The organism is Kytococcus aerolatus (assembly GCF_900187395.1).
GTDB classification, from domain to species: Bacteria; Actinomycetota; Actinomycetes; order Actinomycetales; family Dermatophilaceae; genus Kytococcus; species Kytococcus aerolatus.
In genome coordinates this window covers 207,356-231,947 of record NZ_FYEZ01000003.1, presented here as the reverse complement: position 1 = coordinate 231,947, position 24,592 = coordinate 207,356, and the positions used below count along the sequence as shown (strand labels likewise).

Annotated in this window: 25 protein-coding genes and 1 tRNA gene; 19 read left to right on the top strand and 7 right to left on the bottom strand. The window is 72.2% G+C overall.

Annotated features, from left to right (window positions below):
* Positions 1–16: 16 nt before the first annotated feature.
* The gene (locus tag CFT82_RS10410) at positions 17–547 is read right to left on the bottom strand and encodes a MarR family winged helix-turn-helix transcriptional regulator (protein WP_088819060.1); all 531 of its coding nucleotides are present in this window, start codon (positions 545–547) and stop codon (positions 17–19) included.
* A 111-nt stretch (positions 548–658) separates the two neighbouring features.
* On the opposite strand from CFT82_RS10410, the gene CFT82_RS10405 reads away from it, so the two are divergent.
* The 6 genes from CFT82_RS10405 (at position 659) to pth (ending at position 5,462) form a co-directional block, all read left to right on the top strand.
* Positions 659–1,063 carry a nuclear transport factor 2 family protein gene (locus tag CFT82_RS10405; RefSeq protein ID WP_088819059.1) on the top strand — a complete coding sequence of 135 codons (405 nt, stop codon included), beginning with the start codon at positions 659–661 and terminating at the stop codon, positions 1,061–1,063.
* Between the two features lie 41 nt (positions 1,064–1,104).
* Positions 1,105–1,183, top strand: a tRNA-Gln gene (locus tag CFT82_RS10400).
* 90 nt (positions 1,184–1,273) lie between these two features.
* Positions 1,274–2,755 (top strand): bifunctional UDP-N-acetylglucosamine diphosphorylase/glucosamine-1-phosphate N-acetyltransferase GlmU, encoded by a 1,482-nt coding sequence (gene glmU, locus CFT82_RS10395; protein WP_088819057.1) that lies wholly within the window; start codon positions 1,274–1,276, stop codon positions 2,753–2,755.
* A gap of 90 nt (positions 2,756–2,845) precedes the next feature.
* Positions 2,846–3,823, top strand: a complete 978-nt coding sequence (locus CFT82_RS10390; protein WP_088819199.1) for a ribose-phosphate diphosphokinase — start codon at positions 2,846–2,848, stop codon at positions 3,821–3,823.
* Between the two features lie 219 nt (positions 3,824–4,042).
* Positions 4,043–4,723 (top strand): 50S ribosomal protein L25/general stress protein Ctc, encoded by a 681-nt coding sequence (locus CFT82_RS10385; protein ID WP_088819055.1) that lies wholly within the window; start codon positions 4,043–4,045, stop codon positions 4,721–4,723.
* 130 nt (positions 4,724–4,853) lie between these two features.
* Positions 4,854–5,462, top strand: a complete 609-nt coding sequence (pth, locus tag CFT82_RS10380) for an aminoacyl-tRNA hydrolase (RefSeq protein ID WP_088819054.1) — start codon at positions 4,854–4,856, stop codon at positions 5,460–5,462.
* Between the two features lie 43 nt (positions 5,463–5,505).
* Here the strand turns inward: pth and CFT82_RS10375 are convergent, their stop codons facing one another.
* The 3 genes from CFT82_RS10375 to mshD are packed head-to-tail and all read right to left on the bottom strand — an operon-like array spanning position 5,506 to position 9,599.
* A complete protein-coding gene (locus tag CFT82_RS10375) occupies positions 5,506–6,429 on the bottom strand; it encodes an NUDIX hydrolase (protein ID WP_088819052.1) in 924 nt (307 codons plus the stop codon).
* On the bottom strand, positions 6,426–8,654 hold the full coding sequence (locus CFT82_RS10370) for an RNA degradosome polyphosphate kinase (protein ID WP_088819050.1): 2,229 nt from the start codon (positions 8,652–8,654) through the stop codon (positions 6,426–6,428). The genes CFT82_RS10375 and CFT82_RS10370 overlap by 4 nt, the downstream gene beginning before the upstream one ends.
* A gap of 51 nt (positions 8,655–8,705) precedes the next feature.
* Positions 8,706–9,599, bottom strand: coding sequence for a mycothiol synthase (mshD, locus tag CFT82_RS10365; protein ID WP_088819048.1), 894 nt, complete (start codon positions 9,597–9,599; stop codon positions 8,706–8,708).
* Positions 9,600–9,721: 122 nt separating this feature from the next.
* On the opposite strand from mshD, the gene CFT82_RS10360 reads away from it, so the two are divergent.
* Together CFT82_RS10360 and CFT82_RS10355 are read left to right on the top strand one after the other, a co-directional pair.
* Positions 9,722–10,540, top strand: a complete 819-nt coding sequence (locus CFT82_RS10360; RefSeq protein WP_088819047.1) for a hypothetical protein — start codon at positions 9,722–9,724, stop codon at positions 10,538–10,540.
* 53 nt (positions 10,541–10,593) lie between these two features.
* On the top strand, positions 10,594–11,103 hold the full coding sequence (locus tag CFT82_RS10355) for an FABP family protein (protein ID WP_088819046.1): 510 nt from the start codon (positions 10,594–10,596) through the stop codon (positions 11,101–11,103).
* Positions 11,104–11,195: 92 nt separating this feature from the next.
* On the opposite strand, the gene CFT82_RS12240 is transcribed toward CFT82_RS10355, so the two are convergent.
* Entirely contained in the window at positions 11,196–12,509 is a 1,314-nt protein-coding gene (locus CFT82_RS12240; RefSeq protein WP_143469614.1) for an LCP family protein, read from the bottom strand.
* A gap of 138 nt (positions 12,510–12,647) precedes the next feature.
* Between CFT82_RS12240 and ygfZ the strand changes: the two genes are divergently transcribed.
* From ygfZ to CFT82_RS10325, 5 genes are all read left to right on the top strand, one after another.
* Positions 12,648–13,664 (top strand): CAF17-like 4Fe-4S cluster assembly/insertion protein YgfZ, encoded by a 1,017-nt coding sequence (gene ygfZ, locus CFT82_RS10345; protein ID WP_088819198.1) that lies wholly within the window; start codon positions 12,648–12,650, stop codon positions 13,662–13,664.
* Between the two features lie 129 nt (positions 13,665–13,793).
* The gene (locus tag CFT82_RS10340) at positions 13,794–14,927 is read left to right on the top strand and encodes a DUF2382 domain-containing protein (protein WP_088819044.1); all 1,134 of its coding nucleotides are present in this window, start codon (positions 13,794–13,796) and stop codon (positions 14,925–14,927) included.
* Between the two features lie 104 nt (positions 14,928–15,031).
* Complete coding sequence (locus CFT82_RS10335; RefSeq protein WP_088819043.1) at positions 15,032–16,045, top strand: asparaginase; 1,014 nt, start codon at positions 15,032–15,034, stop codon at positions 16,043–16,045.
* The gene (locus CFT82_RS10330; protein ID WP_088819042.1) at positions 16,045–16,410 is read left to right on the top strand and encodes a DUF2516 family protein; all 366 of its coding nucleotides are present in this window, start codon (positions 16,045–16,047) and stop codon (positions 16,408–16,410) included. The genes CFT82_RS10335 and CFT82_RS10330 overlap by 1 nt, the downstream gene beginning before the upstream one ends.
* A complete protein-coding gene (locus tag CFT82_RS10325) occupies positions 16,407–17,210 on the top strand; it encodes an alpha/beta fold hydrolase (protein ID WP_088819041.1) in 804 nt (267 codons plus the stop codon). Before CFT82_RS10330 ends, CFT82_RS10325 begins: the two co-directional genes overlap by 4 nt.
* 24 nt (positions 17,211–17,234) lie before the next feature.
* Here CFT82_RS10325 and CFT82_RS10320 read toward each other — a convergent pair whose 3' ends face one another.
* Entirely contained in the window at positions 17,235–18,011 is a 777-nt protein-coding gene (locus CFT82_RS10320; protein ID WP_088819040.1) for an O-methyltransferase, read from the bottom strand.
* 57 nt (positions 18,012–18,068) lie between these two features.
* Between CFT82_RS10320 and CFT82_RS10315 the strand changes: the two genes are divergently transcribed.
* From CFT82_RS10315 to CFT82_RS10295, 5 genes are all read left to right on the top strand, one after another.
* The gene (locus CFT82_RS10315) at positions 18,069–19,349 is read left to right on the top strand and encodes a glycosyltransferase (protein ID WP_088819039.1); all 1,281 of its coding nucleotides are present in this window, start codon (positions 18,069–18,071) and stop codon (positions 19,347–19,349) included.
* On the top strand, positions 19,339–19,926 hold the full coding sequence (locus CFT82_RS10310) for a YbjN domain-containing protein (protein WP_088819038.1): 588 nt from the start codon (positions 19,339–19,341) through the stop codon (positions 19,924–19,926). Before CFT82_RS10315 ends, CFT82_RS10310 begins: the two co-directional genes overlap by 11 nt.
* A 692-nt stretch (positions 19,927–20,618) precedes the next feature.
* Positions 20,619–21,140, top strand: a complete 522-nt coding sequence (locus tag CFT82_RS10305; protein WP_159461908.1) for an amidase domain-containing protein — start codon at positions 20,619–20,621, stop codon at positions 21,138–21,140.
* Positions 21,140–21,604 (top strand): hypothetical protein, encoded by a 465-nt coding sequence (locus CFT82_RS10300; protein WP_088819036.1) that lies wholly within the window; start codon positions 21,140–21,142, stop codon positions 21,602–21,604. Before CFT82_RS10305 ends, CFT82_RS10300 begins: the two co-directional genes overlap by 1 nt.
* A 33-nt stretch (positions 21,605–21,637) precedes the next feature.
* Positions 21,638–22,396: a phosphoglyceromutase gene (locus CFT82_RS10295; RefSeq protein WP_088819035.1), complete on the top strand. Its 759-nt coding sequence runs from the start codon at positions 21,638–21,640 to the stop codon at positions 22,394–22,396.
* A gap of 76 nt (positions 22,397–22,472) precedes the next feature.
* On the opposite strand, the gene phoU is transcribed toward CFT82_RS10295, so the two are convergent.
* Positions 22,473–23,162, bottom strand: coding sequence for a phosphate signaling complex protein PhoU (gene phoU, locus CFT82_RS10290; protein WP_088819034.1), 690 nt, complete (start codon positions 23,160–23,162; stop codon positions 22,473–22,475).
* Between the two features lie 210 nt (positions 23,163–23,372).
* On the opposite strand from phoU, the gene CFT82_RS10285 reads away from it, so the two are divergent.
* The gene (locus tag CFT82_RS10285) at positions 23,373–24,587 is read left to right on the top strand and encodes a sensor histidine kinase (RefSeq protein WP_088819033.1); all 1,215 of its coding nucleotides are present in this window, start codon (positions 23,373–23,375) and stop codon (positions 24,585–24,587) included.
* Positions 24,588–24,592 lie beyond the last annotated feature (5 nt).

Here is a 24,592-nt window from a genome sequence, read left to right as displayed (position 1 = left end):
GCCACTCCCGGAGGCCTCAGCCCTCCAGTCCCGTGAGCACCTGCCGCAGCGTGGCGGCCAGGTGCTCACGGTCGTCCGGGGTGAGGGCAGCGAGGAGCTCCTGCTCGTGGGCGAGCAGGAGCTCCATCGCCGCGTCGACGGCCTCCTGCCCCCGGGGGGTGAGTCGCACGATGACGCCGCGCCGGTCGGTCGGGGAGGGCTCGCGCTCCACGTGGCCCCGTGCCGTGAGCCGGTCGATGCGGTTGGTCATGGTGCCGCTGGTGACGAGCGTCTGGGCCACCAGGGCGCCGGGGGAGAGCTCGTAGGGGGTGCCGGCGCGTCGCAGCGCGGAGAGCACGTCGAACTCCCAGGCCTCCAGGCCGCCCGCCCCGAAGGCCTCCCGGCGGGCGATGTCCAGGAGCCGGGCGAGGCGGGAGACGCGGGAGAAGACACCCAGCGGGCTGACGTCGAGATCGGGCCGCTCCCGCTCCCAGGCCGCCAGGACGGCGTCGACCTCGTCGGCGGCGGGCTGGTTGGCCGGGAGGTCAGGGTGCGGGGTGGGGGCCATGTGTCCAGCCTACGCCGACCAAGAATCTCGACATCGAGACATCTGATCAGGGTGGCCCCTTCCGGTCCGCCGAGCCTTCCCGTGCGCCGGGAAAGCTCCTAGTGTGGGTGCATGAACCCCACCGAGCGCCCCACCCAGTCCCCCGCCGAGCGGGCCGCGGCCCTCGAGGCCGCCGTCCGTGCCTACTACCGCGCCGTCGACGCCGACGATCTCGAGGCCCTGCTGGCCCTCTTCACCCCCGACGCGGTCTACGAGCGTCCCGGGTACGAGCCCTTCGAGGGGCACGAGGCGCTGCGGGCCTTCTACGCGGGGGACCGGGTGATCGCCTCCGGCGAGCACGTCCTCGAGAGCGTGGTGGCCGACCCGGCCACCAGCCAGGTGGCCTGCCACGGTCGCTTCGAGGGCACCCTGAAGGACGGCAGCGCGACGGCGGTGCGCTTCGCCGACTTCTACGAGCTCGATGATGTGGCGCGTTTCACGCGGCGCACCACCTTCTTCGGCGTCCCTGCCGTCTGATCCACCGGCCACGTAGGCTGGGTCGGCCCCTGCGGGGGCGTTCCCCGGTTGCTCTGCTGGTAGGGGCCGCCTGACTTTGAATCAGGACAAGGGACGTAGGTTCGATTCCTACCCGGGGAGCCGAGCGGTGACCCGGCGCGGACGCAGTACAGTCGGTGCGAAACCGGGTCGCGCTGCCAGCGGCCCCTGTCGTCGATCGCTGGAGTCCTGTTGAGTACTGCACAGCCCGCTGCCGTCATCGTCCTCGCCGCCGGTGAGGGAACCCGGATGAAGTCGGCCCTCCCGAAGGTGCTCCACCCGGTCGGCGGGCGCACCCTCCTGGGGCACGCTCTGCACGCCGCGCGCGAGGCCGCGCCGCAGCACCTCTCGGTCGTGGTGCGCCACGAGCGGGAGCGCGTCGCCGCCCACGTGGCCGAGGTCGACCCCGCCGCCCTCGTCGCCGACCAGGACGAGATCAAGGGCACTGGCCGCGCCGCCGAGTGCGGCCTGGAGGTCCTCCCGGGCGACCTGACCGGCACCGTGATCGTCACCATGGGTGACGTCCCGCTGCTGGCCGGGCAGACGCTGACGGATCTCACCGCCGCCCACGAGTCCGCGGGAGCCGCGGTCACCGTGATCACCGCCGAGCTCGAGGACCCCACCGGCTACGGCCGCATCGTTCGCGACGCCGACGGCTCGGTGCGCAAGGTGATGGAGCACAAGGACGCCCTGGCGGCCCGCGAGGCCGGCGGCGAGGACGCCGACGTGCTCGACCTCCGGGAGATCAACTCCGGCATCTGGGCCTTCGACGCGGCCGTGCTCCGCGAGCACCTGCCGAACCTCGGCACCGACAACAGCCAGGGCGAGAAGTACCTCACCGACGTCCTCCAGCTGGCCCGCGAGGCCGGCGGCACGGTGGCCGCCCACCGCATCGACGACGCCGAGCAGATCTCCGGCGTGAACAACCGTGCCCAGCTCTCCGAGCTCGGGGCGGAGATGAATCGCCGGATCGTGCGCCACTGGCAGCTGGAGGGGGTCACCGTCGTCGACCCGGCCAGCACCTGGATCGACGTGGACGTCACCCTCGGCCGGGACGTGGTCATCCGCCCGAACACCCAGCTCCTGGGCGCCTGCACCATCGGCGACGACGTCGTGCTCGGCCCGGACACCACCCTCACCGACGTCGAGGTCGGGGCCGGTGCCTCCGTGGTCCGGACCCACGGCGAGCTCTCCACCGTCGGGGAGGGCGCCACGGTCGGCCCCTTCGCCTACCTCCGCCCGAACACCGTCCTGGGGCGCGACGCCAAGATCGGCACCTTCGTGGAGACCAAGAACTCCGAGATCGGCGTGGGGACGAAGGTCCCGCACCTCACCTACGTGGGTGATGCGGAGATCGGCGACCACTCGAACATCGGCGCCTCGAGCGTCTTCGTGAACTACGACGGCGTCACGAAGTCGCGCACCCACATCGGGAACCACTGCCGCACCGGGTCGGACACGATGTTCATCGCCCCGGTGACCGTCGGCGACGGCGCCTACACCGGTGCCGGGACCGTGGTCCGCAAGGACGTCCCGGCCGGTGCCCTGGCGATCACCGTGGCCCCGCAGAAGAACATCGAGGGCTGGGTGCGGGACAAGCGTGCGGGCACGGCCTCGGCCGAGGCCGCGCAGGCTGCTGACGAGGTGGCGCGCGAGCGCTCCTCCGAGGCCTGAGACACTGCACCGTATCCCGAGGCAGGAGGCACGATGAGTGACGCAGGCGAGCAGGTCCCCCCGTTGAGCCATCTCGACAGCGAGATCCCGATGGCCATCCAGCGGACCACCGAGAAGAACCTCATGGTGTTCTCGGGGCGCGCGCACGAGGAGCTGGCCCACTCGATCGCCCGTGAGCTGGGCACGCAGGTGGTGCCCACCGAGGCCTACGAGTTCGCCAACGGCGAGCTCTACGTGCGCTACAACGAGTCGGTCCGCGGGTGCGACGCCTTCGTCATCCAGGCCCACACCGCCCCGATCAACACCTGGATCATGGAGCACCTGATCATGGTCGACGCGCTGAAGCGCGCCTCGGCCAAGCGGATCACGGTGGTCATGCCCTTCTACGGGTATGCCCGGCAGGACAAGAAGCACCGGGGGCGCGAGCCGATCTCGGCCCGCCTCGTGGCGGACCTGTTCAAGACCGCGGGGGCCGACCGGCTCATGGCGGTGGACCTGCACACCTCGCAGATCCAGGGTTTCTTCGACGGCCCGGTCGACCACCTCATGGCGATGCCGATCCTCACCGACCACGTGAACGCCAAGTACGGCGACGAGGACATCGTCGTGGTCTCCCCGGACGCCGGTCGGATCAAGGTCGCCGAGCAGTGGGCGCAGAAGCTGGGCAACCGGCCGCTGGCCTTCATCCACAAGACGCGTGACATCACCCGCCCGAACGAGTCGATGGCCAACCGGGTCATCGGTGAGGTCGAGGGGCGGGTCTGCGTGCTGGTCGACGACATGATCGACTCCGGCGGCACCATCTGCAAGGCCGCGGACGCGCTCATGGCCCAGGGTGCCAAGAGCGTCATCATCGCCGCCACGCACGGCATCCTCTCCGGCAAGGCGGTGGAGCGCCTGCGGGACTCCGCCGCCCGCGAGGTGATCCTCACCGACACCCTCCCCATCGCCGAGGAGTGCCGCTTCGACGGCCTGACGATCCTCCCGATCGCTCCGCTGCTCAGCCGGGCGATCCACGAGGTCTTCGCCGACGGCTCGGTGACGAGCATGTTCGACGGCCGCGCCTGAGGAGACCTCCTCGAGAGCTGCCCCGAGAGCCCTCCCGGACCAGAGCGGTCCGGGAGGGCTCTCGGCATCGGGTAGAATCGTCTGACCTGAGCTTCGGCGAGGGGCTCCCCACCAGGGGGATGCCCGTGATCGACGCGGCGTACGGAACGGCCCGGGAGCCTGATCTCCGGGGGCGGATCGTCGCGGCGGTACTCGCCCCCACGATCCGAGGAGATCACCATGGCCAACCAGACCGTCACCCTCGCCTGCGAGGAGCGCACCACCTTCGGCAAGGGCTCCGCCCGCCAGGCCCGCCGCGACGGCAAGATCCCCGCCGTCATCTACGGCCACGGCGAGGGCCCCTTTCACGTGCTGCTCCCCGGCCACGAGGCCTTCATCGCGCTGCGCACCACCAACGCGCTCATGACCCTCACCTGGGGTGACATGGACCGCCTTGTCCTGGCCAAGGACATCCAGCGCAACCCGCTCAAGCCGGTCATCGAGCACGTCGACTTCGTCATCGTGAACCGTGACGAGAAGGTCGACGTCGAGGTCGCCGTGCAGGTCGAGGGCGAGGCCGCCCCGGAGACCCTCGTCTCCGTCCCGACCGCCACCGTGCTGGTCAAGGCCCCGGTGCTGGACATCCCCGAGTTCATCACCGTCGACGTGGAGGGTGCCGAGGCCGGCACGATCATCCACGCCGCCGACCTCCAGCTCCCGGCCGGTGTCGAGCTCGTCACCGACCCCGAGGAGGCGATGGTCAACATCTCCGAGGCCATGTCCGCCGAGGCCCTGGAGGCCGAGCTCGCCGAGGCCGAGGCCGAGGCCGGCATCGAGCAGGACGAGCCGGAGGACGTCGAGGAGGGTGGCAAGTCCGAGGGTGGCGACGACGCCGCCGAGGGCGAGTCCGCCTCCGAGTGAGCCCGGGCGGGTTCCGGGTGACCGGGAACCCGCACCACGGCGAAGCGGGGCCCTGCCACGATGGTGGGGCCCCGCCCCCGTGTCCGGACTCCTGCACGCCCCCGACCCTGCACGCCCCGAGGAGGAGCACATGACGAGCGAAGACAGCCCCTGGCTGGTGGTGGGCCTGGGTAACCCGGGCCCCCGCTACGCCGGCAACCGCCACAACGTGGGCGCGATGGTCGTCGCGGAGATGGCGGCCGCAGCCGGCGTGCGGCTCTCGGCGGCGAAGCCGGCGCGGGCGGTCGCGGCCGAGACGCGACTCGGGGTGCTCCCCGGTGGTCGGCCGGGTCCGCGGGTGGTCCTGGCCACCCCGTTGGACTTCATGAACCTCAGCGGGGGACCGGTCAGCGGGCTGATGAAGTACCACCGGATCGAGCCGGAGCGCCTCGTGGTGCTCCACGACGAGCTGGACATCGACTTCGGGGCGGTGCGGCTCAAGCTCGGCGGCGGCGAGGGCGGCCACAACGGCCTGCGGTCGATCACGAAGTCGCTGGGGACCAAGGACTACCACCGGGTGCGGCTGGGGATCGGCCGTCCGCCGGGGCGGATGGACGTCGCCGACTTCGTGCTGCGCGACTTCACGAGCACCGAGCGCCAGGAGCTCCCCTTCCTGCTGGGAGACGGTGCCGACGCCGTGGAGCGGCTCCTGCACTCGGGCCTGGAGGCGGCGCAGCAGCACCACCACTCGCCGCGCTGAGCGTCCTCTCCCCGCCTGCAGCACCGCGGGCGGGGAGGCGGCGTCACCAGATCTCGGCGGTCACCACCTGGGCGGTCTCCCCCCGGCCGATCATGTGGGCCACCACGAAGCCGCCCTTGTCCATGCCGTTCTCGGCCAGGTGCAGCAGCTCGGCCTCGGCGGCGGCGTCACTCGCGGCGCGATCGGCCAGGGTCCGCAGCATGCTGCCGAGCACCGGGCCGTGCGAGCAGAGCACTGTGCCCCGGCCCCGGGCCGCGGCCTTCAGGACGTGCTTGGCGGCCTTCTTCGGCTTCTCCGCGAAACCCTCCTCGGAGAGGCCCGCCTTGAACCGGGGGCGCAACCCCTGCTCGGCGGCGAAGGGCGCCACGGTGTCGGCGCAGCGGGCCGAGGGGGAGGAGACGATCCGGTCCACCCCGAAGGCCGCCAGCGAACCGGCCAGCACGGTGGACCGGTCGAAGCCCTCGGGCACCAGGGGGCGTTCGGGGTCCGGGCCGTGCCACCCCCTGCGGGGGAGGGCCAGGGAGTGGCGCAGGATGACCAGCGACCAGGTGTCCAGGTGACCCCTCGCCTCGTGGGCGATGAGGGCCTCCAGCTGCTCGGCGTCGTGGGCGTAGGTCAGCCGCTGGGCGGCCTTCTCCGGGGTGGCCCAGACGATCTCGTCCACCTCGTGCTCCAGCCCGCCGAGCTCCTTCTCCACCCGGGCGGCCCAGTAGTGGACGCGCTTCCGCCCACCCTTCGGCATCGTGTACTCGGAGGTGGGCAGCGGGCGCCCGAGGTGGACCCGCAGCGCGGCCTCCTCCTGGACCTCGCGGGCGGCGGTCTCCGGGAGGAGCTCGTCCGGGTCGAGCTTCCCCTTGGGCCAGCTCCAGTCGTCGTAGTGGGGGCGGTGGACCATGGCCACCTCGAGCTTGCCCTTGCGGCGGCGCCAGGGGAGCGCCCCGGCGGCCTGCACGATCTGATCGGTCATCGGCGTCGTCCCTTTCGGCGTCGGGAGGTGTGTTCCTGTTCGAGGGCGAACTGGAGGTCGGTGAGCGGTCGGCCGTCGTCGCTCGTCGAGCACCGGGTCCAGGTGCCGTCGGCCTGCAGCTCCCAGCGGGCGGTGTCTGGGGAGAAGGCGCGGTCGAAGAGACCCATCACCTGGGCCCGGTGCGCGGGCTCCTGGAGCCGGACCAGGGCCTCCACGCGCCGGTCGAGATTGCGGTGCATGAGATCGGCCGACCCGATCCAGGTCTCGACCGGGTTCTCCGGGTTCCCCGGGACGCCGAGGACGAGCGCGCGGCTGTGCTCCAGCAGCCGGCCCAGGATCGAGCGGACGCGGATGTTCTCGCTGAGGCCGGGCACGCCCGGGCGCAGGGCGCAGATCCCCCGGACCCACACGTCCACCCGCACCCCGGCCCGGGAGGCCCGGTAGCAGGCGTCGATGACGGTCTCGTCGACGAGGCTGTTCACCTTGATCCGGACGTGCGCGGGGCGACCTGCCCGGGCGTGCTCGGCCTGGGCGTCGATCCGGGCGACGACCTGCTCGCGCATGGTGTTCGGGGCCACGAGGAGGCGCCGGAAGGTCGCCTCGGGGGCCATCCCGGAGAGCAGGTTGAACAACCGGGTGATGTCCTCGCCGACCACCGGGTCGGAGGTGAGCAGGCCGAGGTCCTCGTACTGGCGCGCGGTACGGGGGTTGTAGTTGCCGGTGCCGATGTGCACGTACCGGCGCAGCCCACGCGCCTCCTGCCGGACCACCAGGCAGATCTTGGCGTGGGTCTTCAGCCCGAGCTGGCCGTAGACGACGTGGGCGCCGGCCTCCTCGAGCTTCCGGGCCCAGGTGATGTTGTTCGACTCGTCGAAGCGGGCCTTGATCTCCACCACGGCCAGCACCTGCTTGCCGGACTGCGCGGCCTCGATGAGCGCGTCGATGATCGGGGAGTCGCCGCTGGTCCGGTAGAGCGTCTGCTTGATGGCCAGCACCTGCGGGTCGGCGGCGGCCTGCTCCACGAGGCGCTGGACGGAGGTGGCGAAAGAGTCGTAGGGGTGGTGGAGGAGCACCTCGCGGCGACGGACGGCCCCCAGGACGTCGGCGTCACCGGACTGCTCCCGCGGGGACAGGTCCACGTGGGTGTGGGCGTGCAGGGGCTGCCAGCGCAGGTGGGGCAGCTCCAGGTTCGCGATTCGGTGGAGGGCCCGCAGGTCCAGCGGTGCGGGCAGGACGAACACCTCGCGGGGGGAGACGTCGAGCTCGTGCTCGAGCTTGGCCCGGATTGCCGGGGACATGTCCTCGGCGACCTCCAGTCGGACCGCGGGGCCGAAGCGGCGCCGGGAGAGCTCCCGCTCCAGGGCGGTGAGGAGGTTCTCGGTCTCGTCCTCCTCCACCTCGAGGTCCTCGTTGCGGGTGACGCGGAAGGTGTAGTTCTCCACCACCTCCATGCCCGGGAAGAGCATGTCCAGATGCTCGGCGATGACCTCCTCGATGGGCAGGAAGCGCGCGCCCACCTCGGTCTCCACCACCTCGTCGTCGCGGAGCCCTGCGCCCACCAGGTGGGAGATCTGCAGCAGGCGGGGGAGGGCCGGGGGCACCTTGACCCGGGCGAAGTGCTCGCTGCCGGTCCGCGGGTCCCGCAGGGTGATCGCGAGGTTCAGCGAGAGCCCCGAGATGTACGGGAAGGGGTGGGCCGGGTCGACCGCGAAGGGGGTGAGGACCGGGTACACGTCCCGGGCGAAGAAGTCCGACACGTGGTCCTGCTCGGCCCGGGTAAGATCCCCCCAGTGCACGAGGCGGATCCCCTCCTCGTCGAGGGCGGGGGCGATGACCTCGCAGTGGAGCCGGGCGTGCTCGGCCATGAGCTCGCGGGCTCCCCGCAGCACCGAGCCGAGGATCTCCTGCGGCTCCCGGCCGGAGGGGGTGCGCAGGGCCAGCCCGGTGGCCAAGCGACGCTTGAGTCCGGCCACGCGCACCATGAAGAACTCGTCGAGATTGCTTGCGAAGATCGCCAGGTAGCGGGTGCGCTCCAGGAGGGGCAGGCGCTCGTCCGTCGCCAGCTCGAGCACCCGCTCGTTGAACTGCAGCCAGCTCGTCTCGCGCTCGAGGAAGCGGTCCGGGGGCATCTCCTCATCGCTGCCGGAGAGCGTCTCGCCGGCCGACGCCGCCCCCCGCGGGCGTCGGGGCAGCGGGGGGCGGACGATCGGATGGGTGGGGGGCATGTCCCAAACCCTACTGGCGGGCCGGAGAGGTCCGCGCTGGCGTCGAGCCGCTCAGCCGAGCGGCGGGCCGTACTGCCGGTCGACCGCGGCCCGCTCGAAGCCGAGCCCGCCGTAGGTGCGGACCGCCGGGTCGTTGTCCCCGTCGACGTAGAGCTCGACCGTCCCCACGCCCCGCTCGGCGAGGTGGTGGAGGCCGACCAGGGTGGCGGCGCGCCCGAGCCCGTGGCCCTGCTGCTCCGGGTCGACCCCGACGACGTAGACCTCGCCGGTGCCGTGCTCGTCGATCTTCGTCCAGTGGAAGGCCACCACGGCATCGTCCTCCTCGCGGACGAGCAGGAGGAAGCCCGTCGGGTCGAACCAGCTCTCCTGCTGGCGCTCGTGGAGGTCCTGGAGCGTCATCCGACCCTGCTCGGGGTGGTCGGCAAAGGCCCGGGCGTTGAGCTCCAGCCAGGTCTCGTCGTCCTCCCCCGGCCGGAAGGGGCGCACGGAGACGCCCTCGGGCAGCCGGACCGGGGGGAGCTCGGAGAACTCACCGCTCACCGGTCGCTCCATGCGCCACAGCGAGCGGCGGGGGGCCAGGCCCCGCGAGGCGGCCAGGCGCCGCCCGCCGTCGAGGTCGCCGTGGGACCACAGGAGCAGGTCCGGGTCCTCGGCGCGGAGCCGGTCGAGCAGCTCCCCGCCGATCCCGTGGCCGCGGTGGGCCGGGTCGATGACGACCTCCGCGGCCCCGTTGGCCAGGGTCGCGTAGCCGCGCAGGCCCCCGTCCTCGTCCGGGGCCAGGAGGTGGGTGCGGTCCGGGGTGCCGTGCCGCGCGGCCAGGCGCGACTCCTCGTTGAGGGGCTCCACACCGTCCGCCCGGGTGGCTCGCTCCACGAGGGTGCGCAGCGCGCGGCGGTCCTCGTCCGTGAGCTCGGACGGGGGGCGACTGACGATCTCCGGCACCATCCGTCCATTTCACCACGGCGCGGAGGTCCACGGGGGACCGGTCCGCCTCGCCTCACCCCACGGGGGCCCGGCGCCGTAGTGTGGGGGCGATCGTGAGGACGTCGAGACACCGGGAGGGCCGGGTGACGCAGGACCGTGCCACGCGCCCCGGAGGGGACCCCCGGGAGCGACTGCCGATGGAGCGCGGCGGCCGGGCCGCCGGTCTCGCCGCGGCGCTCTCCGCCCTGCTCCTCCTGACCGGTCAGCTGCTCGGCGGGACCGTCGGCGGGGTCCTCGTCGCCTCCCTCCTCGGGGCGGTCGTCGCCGGGGGCTGGGGGCGGGTGCTGGACCTGCCCTCCCACCGTGGCGTCACGGGGGTCCTGGGCCTGGTCGTCCTGCTGGGGGGCGTCGCCGCCTGGGCTGCCCACCGCGGGGAGGCGCCCGAGGTGGGGTCCGTCTGGTGGGCGCTGCCCCTGGCCGGTGGCGTGCTCGGCGCGCTGGCCCACCAGGTGTGGCGCCGCGACGGGCGCCCCCGGGTGGTGGACGTGCTCTCGGCAGAGATCTTCGCGACCCTCGTGCTGGGGGCCGGGCTGCTGTGGAGCTGGGCCACCCCGCTCGTGGCGGTCACCACGGCCGCGGGGCTGGCGGTCACGGCCGTCGGGGACGCGCTCTTCGTCCACCGGCGAGCCGAGTCGTGGGCCGTCGGCTCCCTCGTCGGCGCGGCCACCGCCCTGGGCTGGTCCGTCGGCCGGCACGAGCTCGACGTGCCCGACACCCTGCTGCTCGCCGCGCTCGCGGTGCTGGCCCCCGCGGTCTCCCAGGCCTGCCGGCTCGTGCTCCTGCGCCTGCCGGCGGTGCGCTCCGGAGCCCGCGGCGGCCTGGTCACCGGACTGGTGAGCACCCTGCTCGCCGGTATCGTGGCCGGCCTCTTCACGCTGCTCGGCAGCACCCCGCTCACCTGACCCGACCGCACCGACGGTCCGCGTCCCGCACCCCCCCCGCAGGAGGAGTCCCCGTGGTCTTCCAGATCGACCCCACCATGTCCCCGCGTCTGGCCCCCCTGGCCTGGATGCTCGGCCGCTGGGAGGGAGCCGGCGTCATCGGCTATCCCGACCGGGAGTCCGCCCACTTCGGGCAGGAGCTCGTGGCCGCCCACGACGGGCGTGACTTCATCGAGTGGACGAGCCGCACCTGGCTGCTCGACGCCGACGGTCAGCCCGCCGAGCCGGCCGCGGTGGAGAGTGGCTACTGGCGGCCGCAGGGGGAGGACGGTGAGTTCTCGCTCCTGCTCGCCCACCCGACCGGGTACGTCGAGCAGTACTTCGGCCAGCGGCACCCGGAGCGTCCCAGCATCGAGCTGGCGACCGACGGCATCCTGCGTACCCTCGACGCCGAGGAGTACACCGCCGCCAAGCGTCTCTACGGGCTCGTGGAGGGCGATCTCATGTGGGTCCTGGACATGGCCTACAAGGGCCACCCGATGACCAGCCACATGTCCGCCCAGCTCAAGCGCGTCGAGGGCTGAGCGCCACCGTCCACGCACGAGGAGGGCCCCGGGGAACGATCTCCTCGGGGCCCTCCTCGTGCGGACTCACCGCGTCACGGTGCGTCCGGGTCTCACAGCGTGTCGTTGCGGATCTGGTCGCCGAGAGATCGCAACCCCGGCCAGTCCGCGATCACGATGCTCTGGCGACCGTCGGGGGACCATCCGAGCCCGGCGTAGGGTGCGGTGCGGTACTCGATGTCTCCGCGGCCAGTGAGGAAGTCGAAGCCCATGCTTCGGATCTCCTGCGTGGTGAGACCGCCGCTCACGCGGACGTTCCTCGTGGCAGCGTCGAGGACGCTGTTCACCCGGTTCGGGTTGCGAGTGCTCATGGCTTCTCGAGCTGTCGCCTGCAGGACGGCCATCTGGCGCTGGCCACGCCCCATATCCCCCTGGGAGAGGGTCTTGCGCTCACGGACGAAACGGAGTGCCTCGCTGCCACTGCCCAAGGTCACCTGGCCGGCGCCGAACTTGGGAGAGGCGTGAGGGTTGTCGACCGTCACGCCCCCGACCTCGTCAACGGTGGCCGCGAAGTGGTCGAAGTCGGTGATGACCACATCGTCGACCGGGACGTTCAGCGCTCCCTGGAAGGTCTGGGTCAGCAGAGGGGCCCCCCCGAGAGCGTACGCAGCGTTCAACTTGTTGTGGCCGTAGCCCGGGATCGGGACATAGAGGTCACGGGGAAAGTGGATCAGCGTGGCCTTGTCGCCGGCGGCGTTCAGGTGGGCCAGGATCATGACATCGGATCGCTGAGCTCCGCCTCCTGCGTCCTCGCCGACGATGAGGACGTTGCGGGCACCCTCGGCGTCGACGTCCGGATTCGTGGCCTTCTCCTCCGCGTCCTTGGGGGCCTGCGGTGCGACCGACTTCCGGGGGGCGGGCGCTCCGCTGGTGCCGGAGGGCTGGGGGGCGGGCGCTCCGCTGGTGCCGGAGGGCTGGGGGGCGGGCGCTCCGCTGGTGCCGGAGGGCTGGGGGGCAGGCTCCCCGCCCTCGTCCTCGAGGTAGCCGCCGTCCCAGTCCGCACTGCCGTCGGTGCGGTAGTCGGCCTTGCCGTCGTGGTCCGAGTCGAGATTCTTGTCGGGCCTGCCGTCGCCGTCGGTGTCGAGGTTCGTGTCCGCCTTGCCGTCGCCGTCGCTGTCCACGTCGACCCTCACGCCCGGCGGGTGGCCGTCCTCCACCTCGTCGGGCAGGAGCGCCTCGTGGACGATGTTGTTCTCCACCGTCCGATTCAGGTTCCACACCCACACGGCGCCACCGATGCCGGTCAGAAGCGCCAGGAGGACCAACAGGCCGCACCCGATGCGCCACGGGTTCCGCCGGGGCCTCCCTTCCCGGCCCGTGGGCATGGCGCCGGACGCGCGCGAGACGTCGTCGTGCAGTTCGCTCATGCCGACAGGGTAGGTGGGGTGGCTGGGGACGGGGCTCAGACCACGGGCGTGGAATCCCCCGCGGTCTCGATCTGTTCCCCGGAGGTGACTGCCACCGACGCCGCCTCGCCCCTCTCGGACCGTCCCGGATCCGTCCGGATGGACCGTCGTACCGCCGTCCACCACGGTGACCCGTTGCGGGAGCAGCGGCTCCTGCGGGAGGGGCTGGCGGTGGTGGACCTCTCGGACCGGGGTGTGCTCACGGTGACCGGGCCGGGCCGCCTCACGTGGTTGCACAGCCTCACCACCCAGGACCTCGCCTCGCTGGCCCCGCGCGAGTCGGCCGAGGCCTTCGTGCTCACCCCCCAGGGACGCATCGAGCACCTGTTGCACCTGGTGGACGACGGGGAGACCACCTGGATCACCACCGAGCCGGGCCGGGCGGGAGCGCTGGCCACCTGGTTGGACTCGATGCGCTTCATGCTGCGCGTGGAGGTCGCGGAGGTCACGGATCGCCACGCGGTCCTGGGGGAGCCGGTGGGGCGCCCCGGCGCGGCGGGGGAGCCGCCCACCTGGGTGGACCCCTGGCCCGGTCCCGTCGGCCGGACGGCCGTGCGCACCCCCGAGGACCTGGGGGAGCACCCGGGTGCGGCCTGGGCCTGGCGCGAGGTGATCGTGCCGCGCGACGAGGTCGAGTCCTGGGCGGGGGACCGCCCCCTGGCCGGGTGGTGGGCGCTGGAGGCGCTGCGCGTGGAGGCCTGGCGGCCCGGCTGGGCGGAGGTGGACGACCGGAGCATCCCGCACGAGCTCGACTGGCTCCGGACCGCCGTGCACCTGGAGAAGGGCTGCTACCGGGGGCAGGAGACGGTGGCCCGCGTGCAGAACCTGGGGCAGCCGCCCCGCCGCCTGGTCTTCCTGCACCTGGACGGCTCCGGTCACGAGCTGCCGGCGGCGGGCTCCGAGGTCCGGGTCGGAGCCAGTCCCACCGAGCCGGGATCGGGCAAGGTGGTGGGGCGGCTCACGAGCGTGGCCCGGCACCACGAGCTGGGACCGATCGGTCTGGCCGTGGTGAAGCGATCCACCCCGGCCGAGGAGGAACTGAGCATCGGGAGCGTCTCGGCAGCCCAGGAGGTCGTCGTGGCGGTGGGAGGTCGGCCGCGTCGTCCCCGCCTCTGACGTGACGATTCCCACGGGCTCCCTGTTGGCGTGGGGAGGATTCCCCAATACGGTGGGTGAGAACCCCCCGGACTTCCGGCGGGAGACCAGTGACCGACACGGCTCGCCATCGGGCCTGAAGGAGTAGACATGATCAGCAAGGAGCAGCTGCAGGACCTGCGTGGCGGTGACCTCTTCGGTCCCGACAACGAGAAGATCGGGTCCATCAGCGACATCTACCTGGACGACCAGACCGGTCAGCCGGCCTGGGCCACGGTCAACACGGGCATGTTCGGTGGTGACAGCTTCGTCCCGCTGGACGACGCCACCGTCGCCGACGGCGGCCTGGCCGTTCCCTACACCAAGGACAAGGTCAAGGACTCCCCGCGCATCGAGGCCGGCCAGCACCTCGACGCCGAGCACGAGGTCGAGCTCTACCGCTACTACGGCGTGGCCTTCGAGGGCGACGACCAGGTCGGCCTCACCGGCGACCGGGACGGTGTGGAGACCCGCCGCGAGGGCCTCGTCGACACCGACGGCGAGGTGCGCGAGGGCGAGCTGGACGCCAACCGCGACGAGCAGTTCGGGCGCTGGGACGGCGGTCAGGCCGTGGCCCCGGCCGGTCTCGCTGCCGGTACCACCGCCGGTCTCGCCGCCACCGAGGGCGACGAGCGCCGCGAGGGCCTGGCCACCGGCTACGACGCCGACCTGGACCGCGGCCGCACCGGTGCCCTGGAGAACGAGCCGGTCGAGGGTCAGCCCGCCGGCTTCCTCGGCAACCGTGACGGTCTGCGCGACGAGGACGCCACCACGGCCGTCCCCACCGCCGGCTACGCCGACCGTGAGCGCACCGACCTGGCCGCGGACCGCACCGCGGACCGTGCCGGCCTCGGCGCCGTCGACGGCGAGCGCAAGTCCGTGACCCGCCACGAGGAGCGCCTCAACGTGGGCAAGGAGCGCCGCGAGACCGGTGCCGTCCGCCTGAAGAAGTACGTGGTCGAGGAGCAGGAGACCGTCTCCGTGCCGCTCGAGCGCGAGTCCATCGAGATCGAGCGTCGCGAGATCACCGACGGCCAGGCCCTGGGTGCCTTCGACTTCCTCGACGACGAGTTCGAGATCACCCTGGTCGAGGAGCACCCGGTGGTCTCCAAGGAGGTCTACGCCGTCGAGGAGATCGGCCTCAACAAGAAGGTCGTCACCGAGAACCGCGAGATCACCGAGTCCCTGCGTCGCGAGAAGATCGACATCGAGGGCCTGGACGAGGGGCGCACCGACCGCATCTGAGACACCGCACCGGGCGTCCCGGACGCCGGTGAGCGCGAGGCCCCGCCCCTTCCGGGGGCGGGGCCTCGCCGTGCCCGGGCCCGCGAACGGCTACCCTCCGCAGGGTGACTGCCCACACCCCCGCCGCCCACGCCTCGCCCCTCGCCGAGGCACCCGTCGTCGCCCACGTGGTCCGTGGGGAGCTCGTCGAGTCGGTCCACCACGGGCTGGTCGTCGTGACCTCCCTGTCCGGCGAGATCGAGCTGGCCGTGGGTGAGGTGGACGCGCCGATGTTCCCGCGCTCCTCGAACAAGCCCATGCAGGCGGTCGGGATGCTGCGGGCCGGTGCCGAGCTGGACGGGCCCCACCTGGCCCTGGCGTGCGCCAGCCACTCCGGGGAGGCCTTCCACCTGGAGGCCGTGCGGCAGGGGCTGGCCGCGGTCGGGCTGGACGAGTCCTACCTGCAGAACACCCCCTCCTGGCCGATCGACGACGAGGCCCGCGCCGCCTACCTGGCCGCGGGCGGGAGGGCGTCCTCGCTGGCGCAGAACTGCTCCGGGAAGCACGCCGGCATGCTGGCCGCCTGCGTGGCGGCAGGGTGGGGCACGCAGACCTACCGCGAGCTGGAGCACCCGCTGCAGCAGGAGATCCGTCGTGCCATGGAGGAGCTCTCCGGCGACGCGGTGGAGCAGGTCGCGGTCGACGGCTGCGGCGCCCCGGTGATGTCCCTCTCCCTGGCCGGTCTGGCCCGCTCCTTCGGGCGGATCGCCAGCGCGGAGGACGGCCCGGAGGCCACCGTCGCGCGGGCCATGCGGGAGCACCCGCAGTACGTCGGGGGCACCCGCCGGGAGGTGACCGCCCTGATGCGCGCCCTCCCGGGCTCCATCGCCAAGGACGGTGCCGAGGCGGTGCTGGCCCTCGGCCTCCCGGACGGGCGCGGGCTCGCCGTGAAGATCACCGACGGTCAGGGGCGGGCCTGCCACGCGGTGATGGTCGAGGCCCTCCGTGCCCTGGGCACCACCCACGCCTCCCTGGACCGGTTGGCCGAGGTGCCGATCATGGGTCACGGGCGTCAGGTCGGGCAGGTCCTGGTGACCGACACGGTCCGTGCCGGCCTGCGCGCGGAGGGCGGTGCGTGATGGAGCTCGTCCGCTGGATCCTCGTGACCGAGACCTGGATCATGCTCGCCCTCGCGGTCACCTCCCTCGTCGTGGAGGTCCGGGCCCTGGTCCACGCCCTCACCACGCGCGTGGACGCCTTCCCCGCCGCCGACGCCCGCACCAAGGTGTTCTGGGTGGTGGTCCTGGCCCTGTGCGCCGCCGTCGGTGCCTGGTTCGTCTACGGCTACGCCTTCGCGGCGCTCCGGGGCCTCTGGGCACCCTTCGTGGGCATGACCCTGCTGGGGCTCGTCGCGGTCATCGTGGCCACCGTCTACCTGGCCAGCACCAAGCCGCGGATCGAGGGCGTCCTGGCCAACGCGCAGTCCCCGGGCCGGATGTGGTGAGCGCTCTCCCCGGGCCGCAGACCCACCTGGAGGAGGGACCGGACGGGCCGCTGGAGGTCTTCGCCACCGGGCAGGGGGAGCCGGTGACCGTCTACGCGCACGGGCTGGCCGGGTCCATCACCTCCACCCGTCCCTTCGCGACCGGGGTGGAGGGCTCGTCGGTCTTCCTCCACCAGCGTGGCCACGGCCGTTCCCTCGCGCCGGCCGAGGGCTGGGACTACGGCGAGCTGGCCGCGGACCTGCGCTCGGTGGCCGACCGGCACGGGGCCAGCCGGGCGGTGGGGCTGAGCATGGGGGCCGGTGCGTTGACCCGGGTCCTCGCCGAGACGCCGGACCGCTTCGAGCGGGTCGTGCTGATCATCCCGGCGGTCATCGACCACGAGCGGGAGGACGCCGCGCTGCGCCGCATGGAGCGAATGGCGGGCCTCGTCGACGCAGGGGATCTCGACGGGCTCGTCGCCTGGCTGCGCGAGGACCAGCCCGCGGCCGTCCGCGACACCCCGGCGGTGCAGGCCTTCTGCGAGCAGCAGGCCCGGGCCCTCGTGGGGGCCGGGGCCGGGGCCGCGCTGCGCGCCCTGCCCGGCGCCCACCCGATCGAGGACCGGGCGGTGCTGGCGGATGTCCGGGTGCCGGTGCTCGTCATCGGGCAGGAGGAGGACGACGCCCACCCGGCGGTGGTGGCGCGCCAGCTCGGGGAGGCGCTGGGCGAGGCGACGGTGGAGATCCTGCCGCCCGGCGGCCTGGTGTGGGCCCACCGGAAGCGGGTCCGGGAGCTCGTCACCGGCTTTCTCAACGCCTGAACCGCTCCCCGCGGTGGGGGTGGTTCACACCGGGGCGACCGTCTCCCAGGGGACGGTGAGCTCCCCGCGGCGGGGGCCGTGCCGGGCGTCGACGACTGGCCAGCGGGCGGCCAGGGTGCGGCCCGCGGCGGCAAAGCGTTGCCGCCGCCCCCAGGTGGCCAGGTGGGCGTGGGTGTGCCAGGCCATGTCGAGCTCCTGCAGCAGGGCGTGGACGGGCTGCCCGGGCACGTTGTGATGGATGAGCACCTTGGGCAGCCGCTCGGCGATGGCCGAGGGCGGGTCCACCTGGGCCATCGCCCAGGAAAGGGTGAGGGTCAGCGGACCGTTCCGGTCGAGGGTCACCCAGACCGCCCGCTGGCCGATCTCGTTGGAGGTGCCCTCCAGGAGGAGCCCGTCCGCGGTGAGCCCGGCCCGGAGCTGGGCCCAGGCCTCCGGGACGGCCTCCTCGGGGTACTGACGCAGCACGTTGAAGGCCCGCAGGGCGGTGATCCGCCCGGTGAGGCCGGCCAGTTCGAAACCGCCCCGGGCGAAGGAGAGCCCGGGGCGGGCCCACGACTGGGCGGCGGCGACCCGCTCGGGGTCGATCTCCAGGCCGAGCACCCGGGCGCCCGGGGCGACGGCGCGCACCCGGTCGAAGGTCTCGGCGGTCGTCAGGGGCAGCGCGCCGAAACCGAGGTCCACCACGAGGGGCTCGGGCGTGGCCCGCAGCACCGACCCCAGCCGGCGCACCATCCACCGGTCCACGCGGCGCAGCCGGTTGGGGGCGGTCGTCCCACGCGTGATGTCCCCGACCGGCCGCATGGTGGCCGAGCGTACTGGGCGGGGCCTGCTGGAGAAGCCGGTGGCAGACTCTGGGAGGTGACCACCTCGCCCGCCCCGCAGCCCACCGTCGTGGTGCTCAGCCTGCACACCTCACCCCTGGAGGATCCCGGCACGGGCGACGCCGGGGGCATGAACACCTACGTGCGGCAGCTCTCCCGCGCCCAGGCGGCGCTGGGGGCCCGGGTGCGGGTCTACACGCGCTCGGAGACCGGGGAGCGCTGGGAGGTGGACGACCGGGACGTCACCGTCGTGGGGCTGCCCGTCGGCCCGCCGGGCGCGACCAAGGAGGACCTCCCGGGCACCACCGGGGACTTCGGGGACGCCGTCCTGGCCGATCTCGTGGCCGCGGGTCTGACCGCGGACGTCGTGCACTCGCACTACTGGCTCTCCGGGCTCGCCGCCGAGCGGCTGACCTGCGAGGCGTGCGCCGGCCTCCCGGTGGGGCGGCTGCCGCTGCACGCCCACACGATGCACACGCTGGGTGCCACGAAGAATGCCGAGCTCACCGGGGTGGGGGACTGGCTGCCGGAGCCCGCCGGACGGCTCGAGGCCGAGACCCAGCTGCTGCGCACGGTCGACCTGGCCGTGGCGAGCACCCCCGAGGAGGCCGAGGAGCTCCTCGAGCAGGGTGCCGCGCGCGAACGCGTCACCGTCATCCCGCCGGGTGTGGACACCGACACCTTCCGCCCCCTCGAGCCGACCCGCCGGGAGGCCGTGCGCGAGGAGGTGCGGGGATCCCTCGGGCTGGGGCCGGACGCGCTGCTCGTGGTGCAGGCCGGCCGCTGGCAGGAGGTGAAGGGGCAGGACGTCCTCGTGGCGGCCGCCGAGGCGCTGGCCGCGCGCGCCGCCGCGCCGGTCCACGTGCTCTTCGTGGGCGGTCCGAGCGGGGCCTCCGGTTCCGACTGGCTGCCCGCGCGCATCGTGACCTCCCCGGCGCGCGACCGGCTGCACACCCGCGGTGCCGTGCCGCCCGCCGAGCTCGCGGAGATCCTCGCCGCCGCGGACGTGGTGGCCGTCCCGAGCCGCACCGAGTCCTTCGGCCTCGTGGCCGCCGAGGCGCTCGCCGTCGGGGCGCCGGTCGTGGCCGCCCACGTAGGGGGTCTGCCTCGGGCTCTCGACGGGGCGGGTCTCCTCGTGGAGGGGCACGAGCCTGCCCCGTGGGCGGATGCCCTGAGGGCGGTGCTGGGTGACGCCGCCCTCCGTGATGAGCTGGCGGTGCGCGCGGCCCGCCGGGGGGAGCGGCTCTCGTGGCGGGACGCCGCGGCCGCGCACCTGACCGCCTACGGCGAGCTCGCAGGAGGCCGTGATGACGCCTGACCGCACCGAGGGTGCCGCCCCCGTGAGCCGCTCCGCCACCCGTGCCGCCGCCGTGGCCGTGGTCGAGGCCTGGGTGGCTGCCTACGCCGACCCGTCCTCCCCGGAGCACGTGGAGGGCGTGGCGGCCGAGCGGATCGTCGACGACGCCGGCCGGGACATCCCGGTCTGGGCCATCACCCTGCCGGGGGAGCGCAAGCTGCGCACGGTCGTGCAGGTGCGGGTGGGGGAGCGCTCGGTGGGGGTCATCGCCTTCGTGGTCCGGAACGCCGACGAGAACCACGAGGCGGTCCACCGGCTGCTGCTGCGTCGCAACCTGGGCCTGCCCGGTATCGCCTACGCCGTCGACGACTCCGGGGACGTCTACCTGGTGGGGCGTGCCCCGCTGGCCGGCGCCACCGAGACCTGGCTCGACGAGACCCTCGGGGCGATTCTCCAGGCCAGCGACGGCATCTTCAACGAGGTCCTCGCGCTGGGCTTCCGCTCGGCCATGCAGGCGGAGTGGGACTGGCGCCTCTCCCGAGGGGAGAGCACCCGCAACCTGGAGGCTTTCCGCCACCTCCTGGAGGGTCAAAGGTGATGCGCTGTAGCGCAAGAGAGTTGGGTGACGAGGAGGGGAAATGTTGCGGGCACGTGTTGTTCTAGTGGCAGTCGGTGGGGTTCTCTCAAGCGTTGGCGTGGTAGAGACTGCGTCGGCCAGTGATCCGCCAGTTGGTGAAATTGTGGCCCAAGTGGAGGCCCTTTCCCAGGAGAGGGCCTCCACCATTGGTGGGAATCGCCATGCCCTGCCGAATGTGGGTGCCTCCGCTTCTCGCTACATGGACGGGAGGGTTCAAGTCAGTGGGTCAGCGGCGAGCGAGGAGGATGATCTGCGGGACCTTCTGCGGAGCGAGGATGTACTGGTTGTTGGTGATGAACGTCTTAATGTCCTTCCAGGTCGGGTCTCAGTAGAATTGGTGGGCCACCGGATTATGGGGCCTGGAGTGGTCGAGGTGACCGCAAGGGAGACGGACGTTTATGAATATATAGATGAAGTGGGGGGGGTGAGCCCATGGTGGAGTCATATCTTCGAAGGGTTCGTGTGGAGAATTTGGGCGGTACGTGGAAAATTATGAAGAACGAGGTTCCGGAGGGAAATTGGCCACTTGTTCAGGGGGCGCGCGAGACCGAGGCTAGTCGAGGGGAAGGTATCTGGGCGGGTGTGGAAAAGCGTGTGGTGCGGGGGCTGGTGAGGGGGTGGGTGTGCGAGTTGCCTCGACCGTAGAGCCTGCCGTGACTGTCTCTCGCAAGAACGCTGCCGCATATGCGCTGCGCTGGGCTGAGGGGCGCCATCCTGCATACCGTTCATTCGACAACGACTGTACCAACTTTATTTCGCAGGCTCTACTGAATGGCGGAATGAAAATGCGGGGAACCTCTGTTGACGAGGGTTCAAAGTGGGCTTGGTGGTACAAGCATGGGCCGGTCAATGCGCTAGATTCATGGTCTCATCCCTGGTCTGTTGCTCATGACAACTACAGATTTCATCAGGCTACAGAGCGCGGTCGGGTGGTGAGCAAATATTGGGGCGTTGCCATCGGGGACCTGCTGTATGCCGACTGGGAAGAGGATGGCCGCCGGGATCACGTTATGATCTTCACGGGGAATAGTCCGAAGGATGGGCTCCGTGTTTCAGGGCACACGAGCGATCGAAAAAACGTCGATGCCTCGTGGTGGATGGCGAAGGCAAAGGCGGATGATAGTAATAATTCTGTTGGGTTTGACTACTATCACATCAACTATGGGGAGTTCTGATGGATATTAAGCGAGCCCTTCCTGTGCTTCTGGGTGCCGCTGCAGTGTTTGGCCTCACGGGCTGTGACGGCGCCACCGGGGAGGCGCAGGCGGCGGCGTTCGTGGAGCACTTCAACGCCGGCGAGCCGGACAAGGACCAGAGCATCTACGTGGAACCGCTCGGTCGCGAGCAGGCCGAGACCCTGAAGGAACTCTCCCAGCGGTGCACCTTGGACGAGGACAGCATCGAGCTGGCTGAGAACGGAACGTCGGCGGCGCTGAAGGACTTTGGCGTGATCGCCGACTGTGGTGGGGAGAAGCGGTCCTTGGTCGGGCAGATGAGCCTGCACTACGACGACGGGGAGGAGGACGGCTACCGCGTGCAGCTGGACTCCCTGCCCAGGCAGGGAGGGAAGTTCTCGGACTTCGAGAACTCGCTCCCCGAGGAGCTGACCTCCCTTCCTCCGCTGCAGGACGAGGTCTGATCTGCTGCGGGCAGCACCGATAGGCTCAGGGGCATGAGCGATGCTGCCCACACCCTGATCCTGCTCCGCCACGGCCAGAGCCAGTGGAACGAGAAGAACCTGTTCACCGGCTGGGTCGATGTCGACCTCACCGAGAAGGGCCGCGAGGAGGCCCGTCGCAGCGGCGAGATGCTGCGCGAGGAGGGCCTGCTGCCCGACGTGCTGCACACCTCCCGCCTGCGCCGCGCCATCACCACCGCCCACCTGGCGCTCGACGCCGCCGACCGCCACTGGATCGACGTGAAGCGCGACTGGCGCCTCAACGAGCGCCACTACGGCGCCCTCCAGGGCAAGGACAAGGCGCAGATCCGTGACGAGTACGGCGAGGAGCAGTTCATGGCCTGGCGCCGTGGCTACGACACCCCGCCGCCGGCCCTCGAGGCCGACTCCGAGTGGTCCCAGGCGCAGGACCCGCGCTACGCCGAGCTCGGCTCGGAGGTGCCCGCCACGGAGTGCCTCAAGGACGTCGTGGAGCGCCTGGTGCCCTACTGGGACGAGGCCATCGCCGCGGACCTGCGGGCCGGTAGGACCGTGCTGGTCACCGCCCACGGGAACAGCCTCCGGGCCCTGGTCAAGACGCTCGACGGCATCAGCGACGAGGACATCGCCGGGGTGAACATCCCCACCGGCATCCCCCTGGTCTACGAGCTGGACGCCGACCTGCGCCCGCTTACCCCCGGTGGCCGCTACCTGGACCCGGAGGCCGCCGCCGGCGCCATCGCCGAGGTGGCCAACCAGGGCGCCAAGCACTGACGAGGCCCTGACGCAGGGCTGACAGGGTGCCGGTCGGGTCGTCCCCGCCGGTGACCGCCCCCGGGGGCGAGGGGCCTCAGGGCTGCCCGCCCCCGACCGTCACCTCGTGGCTCTCCTCCACGGCGCCCTGCTTGTGGAGGGTGCCGCTCACGAGGTACTCCACCCGGCGGCCGATGGAGACGGCGTGGTCCCCGATCCGCTCGAAGTAGCGGCTCAGGAGGGTGAGGTCCACCGCCTGCCCCGGGTCGGTGAGCTCCTCCCGGGCGATCGTGAACACCTTCACGTGGAGCGCGTCGAGGCTGTCGTCGAGCACCGCCAGCCGGGCGGCGGCCTCGATGTCCTGGTCGGCGAGCGCCTGCCCGGCCTGCGAGACGAGGGTGTGGGCCAGCTGTCCCATCTCGGTCACCGTGGCCCGCGCCGGGGCGGGGACGGCCAGCTCGGGGTAGCGGCGGCGGGCCAGCTCGGCCACGTGGCGGGCGAGGTCCCCGGCACGCTCCAGGGAGGCGGCCAGCTGCAGGGCCGAGACGACCATCCGCAGGTCCCGTGCCACCGGGCTCTCCCGGGCGAGCAGCTCGATCGCCCGCTCCTCCACCTCGGCCTGGAAGGCGTCGATCCGGGAGTCGCCGGAGATCACCTGCTCGGCGCGGTGCCCGTCCGCGGTGCGGAGCGCTTCGCTCGCCTCCGCGACGGCCTGGGCGACCAGGTGGCTCATCTCGACCAGCAGGGCCGACACCTCGGTGAGGGACTGCTGGAAGTGGGTGCGCATGGGGGAGCTCCTCTGGTGGCCGGAGAGTGAGTCTTTCACCGTCGCGTGAATGCTGGCCACCGGTGGGGTGAACGGGAGGTGTCCGGGGCGTGGGTCCCCGGGCGACGCTCCTCCCCGGGGGCCGGTCGCGGGAGGTGCGCCCTACAGTGCACCCATGACCCTCGGACTCGTGCCCGCCGCTCTCGGGGGCCCGTCTGCTAGGAGTGCGCCGTGCCGGAGCTGGTGACCTTCCTCCTGGCCGCGGTGATGGTGCTCGTGGCCGGCTTCCTCGGGGTGCGGTCCGGGATGCGTCGCCGGCCAGTGCGCCAGCAGGCCCGCGCCGTGGTGGGGCCGCTCTCCCCGGGGGTGCGGCAGCTCCTGGAGGGGCTGGCCGCCACCGCGATCGTGGTCCGGGGCGCCGGGGCGGTGGTCTACTCCACCCAGGACGCCCGGCAGCAGGGCTTCGTCCGAGACGGTCTGATCCGTCAGGCCGAGATCCGGGAGGTCGTCGAGACCGCCCACCGCACCGGGGAGGTGGCCGACGAGGAGGTCACCGTCACCCGGAGCATGCTCGAGGGAGGGCGGGTCGCGCTCGGTGTCCGCGTGCTGCCCCTGGATCCTGACCACTTCGTCGTCCTGCTGGACGACCGCTCCCGGGCGCAGCGGGTGGAGGAGGTTCGTCGCGACTTCGTGGCCAACGTGAGCCACGAGCTGAAGACCCCGGTCGGGGGGCTGGGGCTGCTGGCCGAGGCCGTCCACGACGCCCACGACGACCCCGAGGCGGTCCGGCACTTCGCCTCCCGGATGCAGGTGGAGGCCGAGCGGCTCTCCTCGCTCGTGCAGGAGATCGTGGAGTTCTCCCGGGTGCAGGCCGGGGAGTGGGCCAGCCAGCCGGTGCCGGTGAACGTCCTGGAGGTCGTGGGCACGGCGATCGACCAGGTGCGGGTGATGGCCGATGACAAGGGGGTGGCGGTCCGCCTGGCCGGGCTGGCCCACGGGCTGCCGAGCACCGTGTACGGCGACCCCGACATGCTGATGACCGCCCTGCGCAACCTGCTCGTCAACGCGGTGACCTACTCCGACCCGGGGACGAAGGTCGTCGTCTCGGCGCGCGAGGACGAGGCGGACGGCCTGGTGCGGGTGCTCGTCACCGACCAGGGCATGGGCATCCCCCCGGCCGACCTGGAGCGCATCTTCGAGCGCTTCTACCGGGTGGACGGTGCCCGTTCGCGCAACACCGGGGGGAGCGGTCTGGGGCTGGCGATCGTCCGCCACGTGGTGGCCACCCACGGTGGTGTGGTCACCGTCTGGTCCCGCCCCGGGGTCGGCTCCACCTTCACCGTGGCCCTGCCCGTCATCGACGAGACGGAGACCGCGGGCGGGGACGAGGGCGACCTCGAGGAGGACCCCGCAGCCGACCCTCCCGCATCGCCCGTCGGGCCCTGATCACC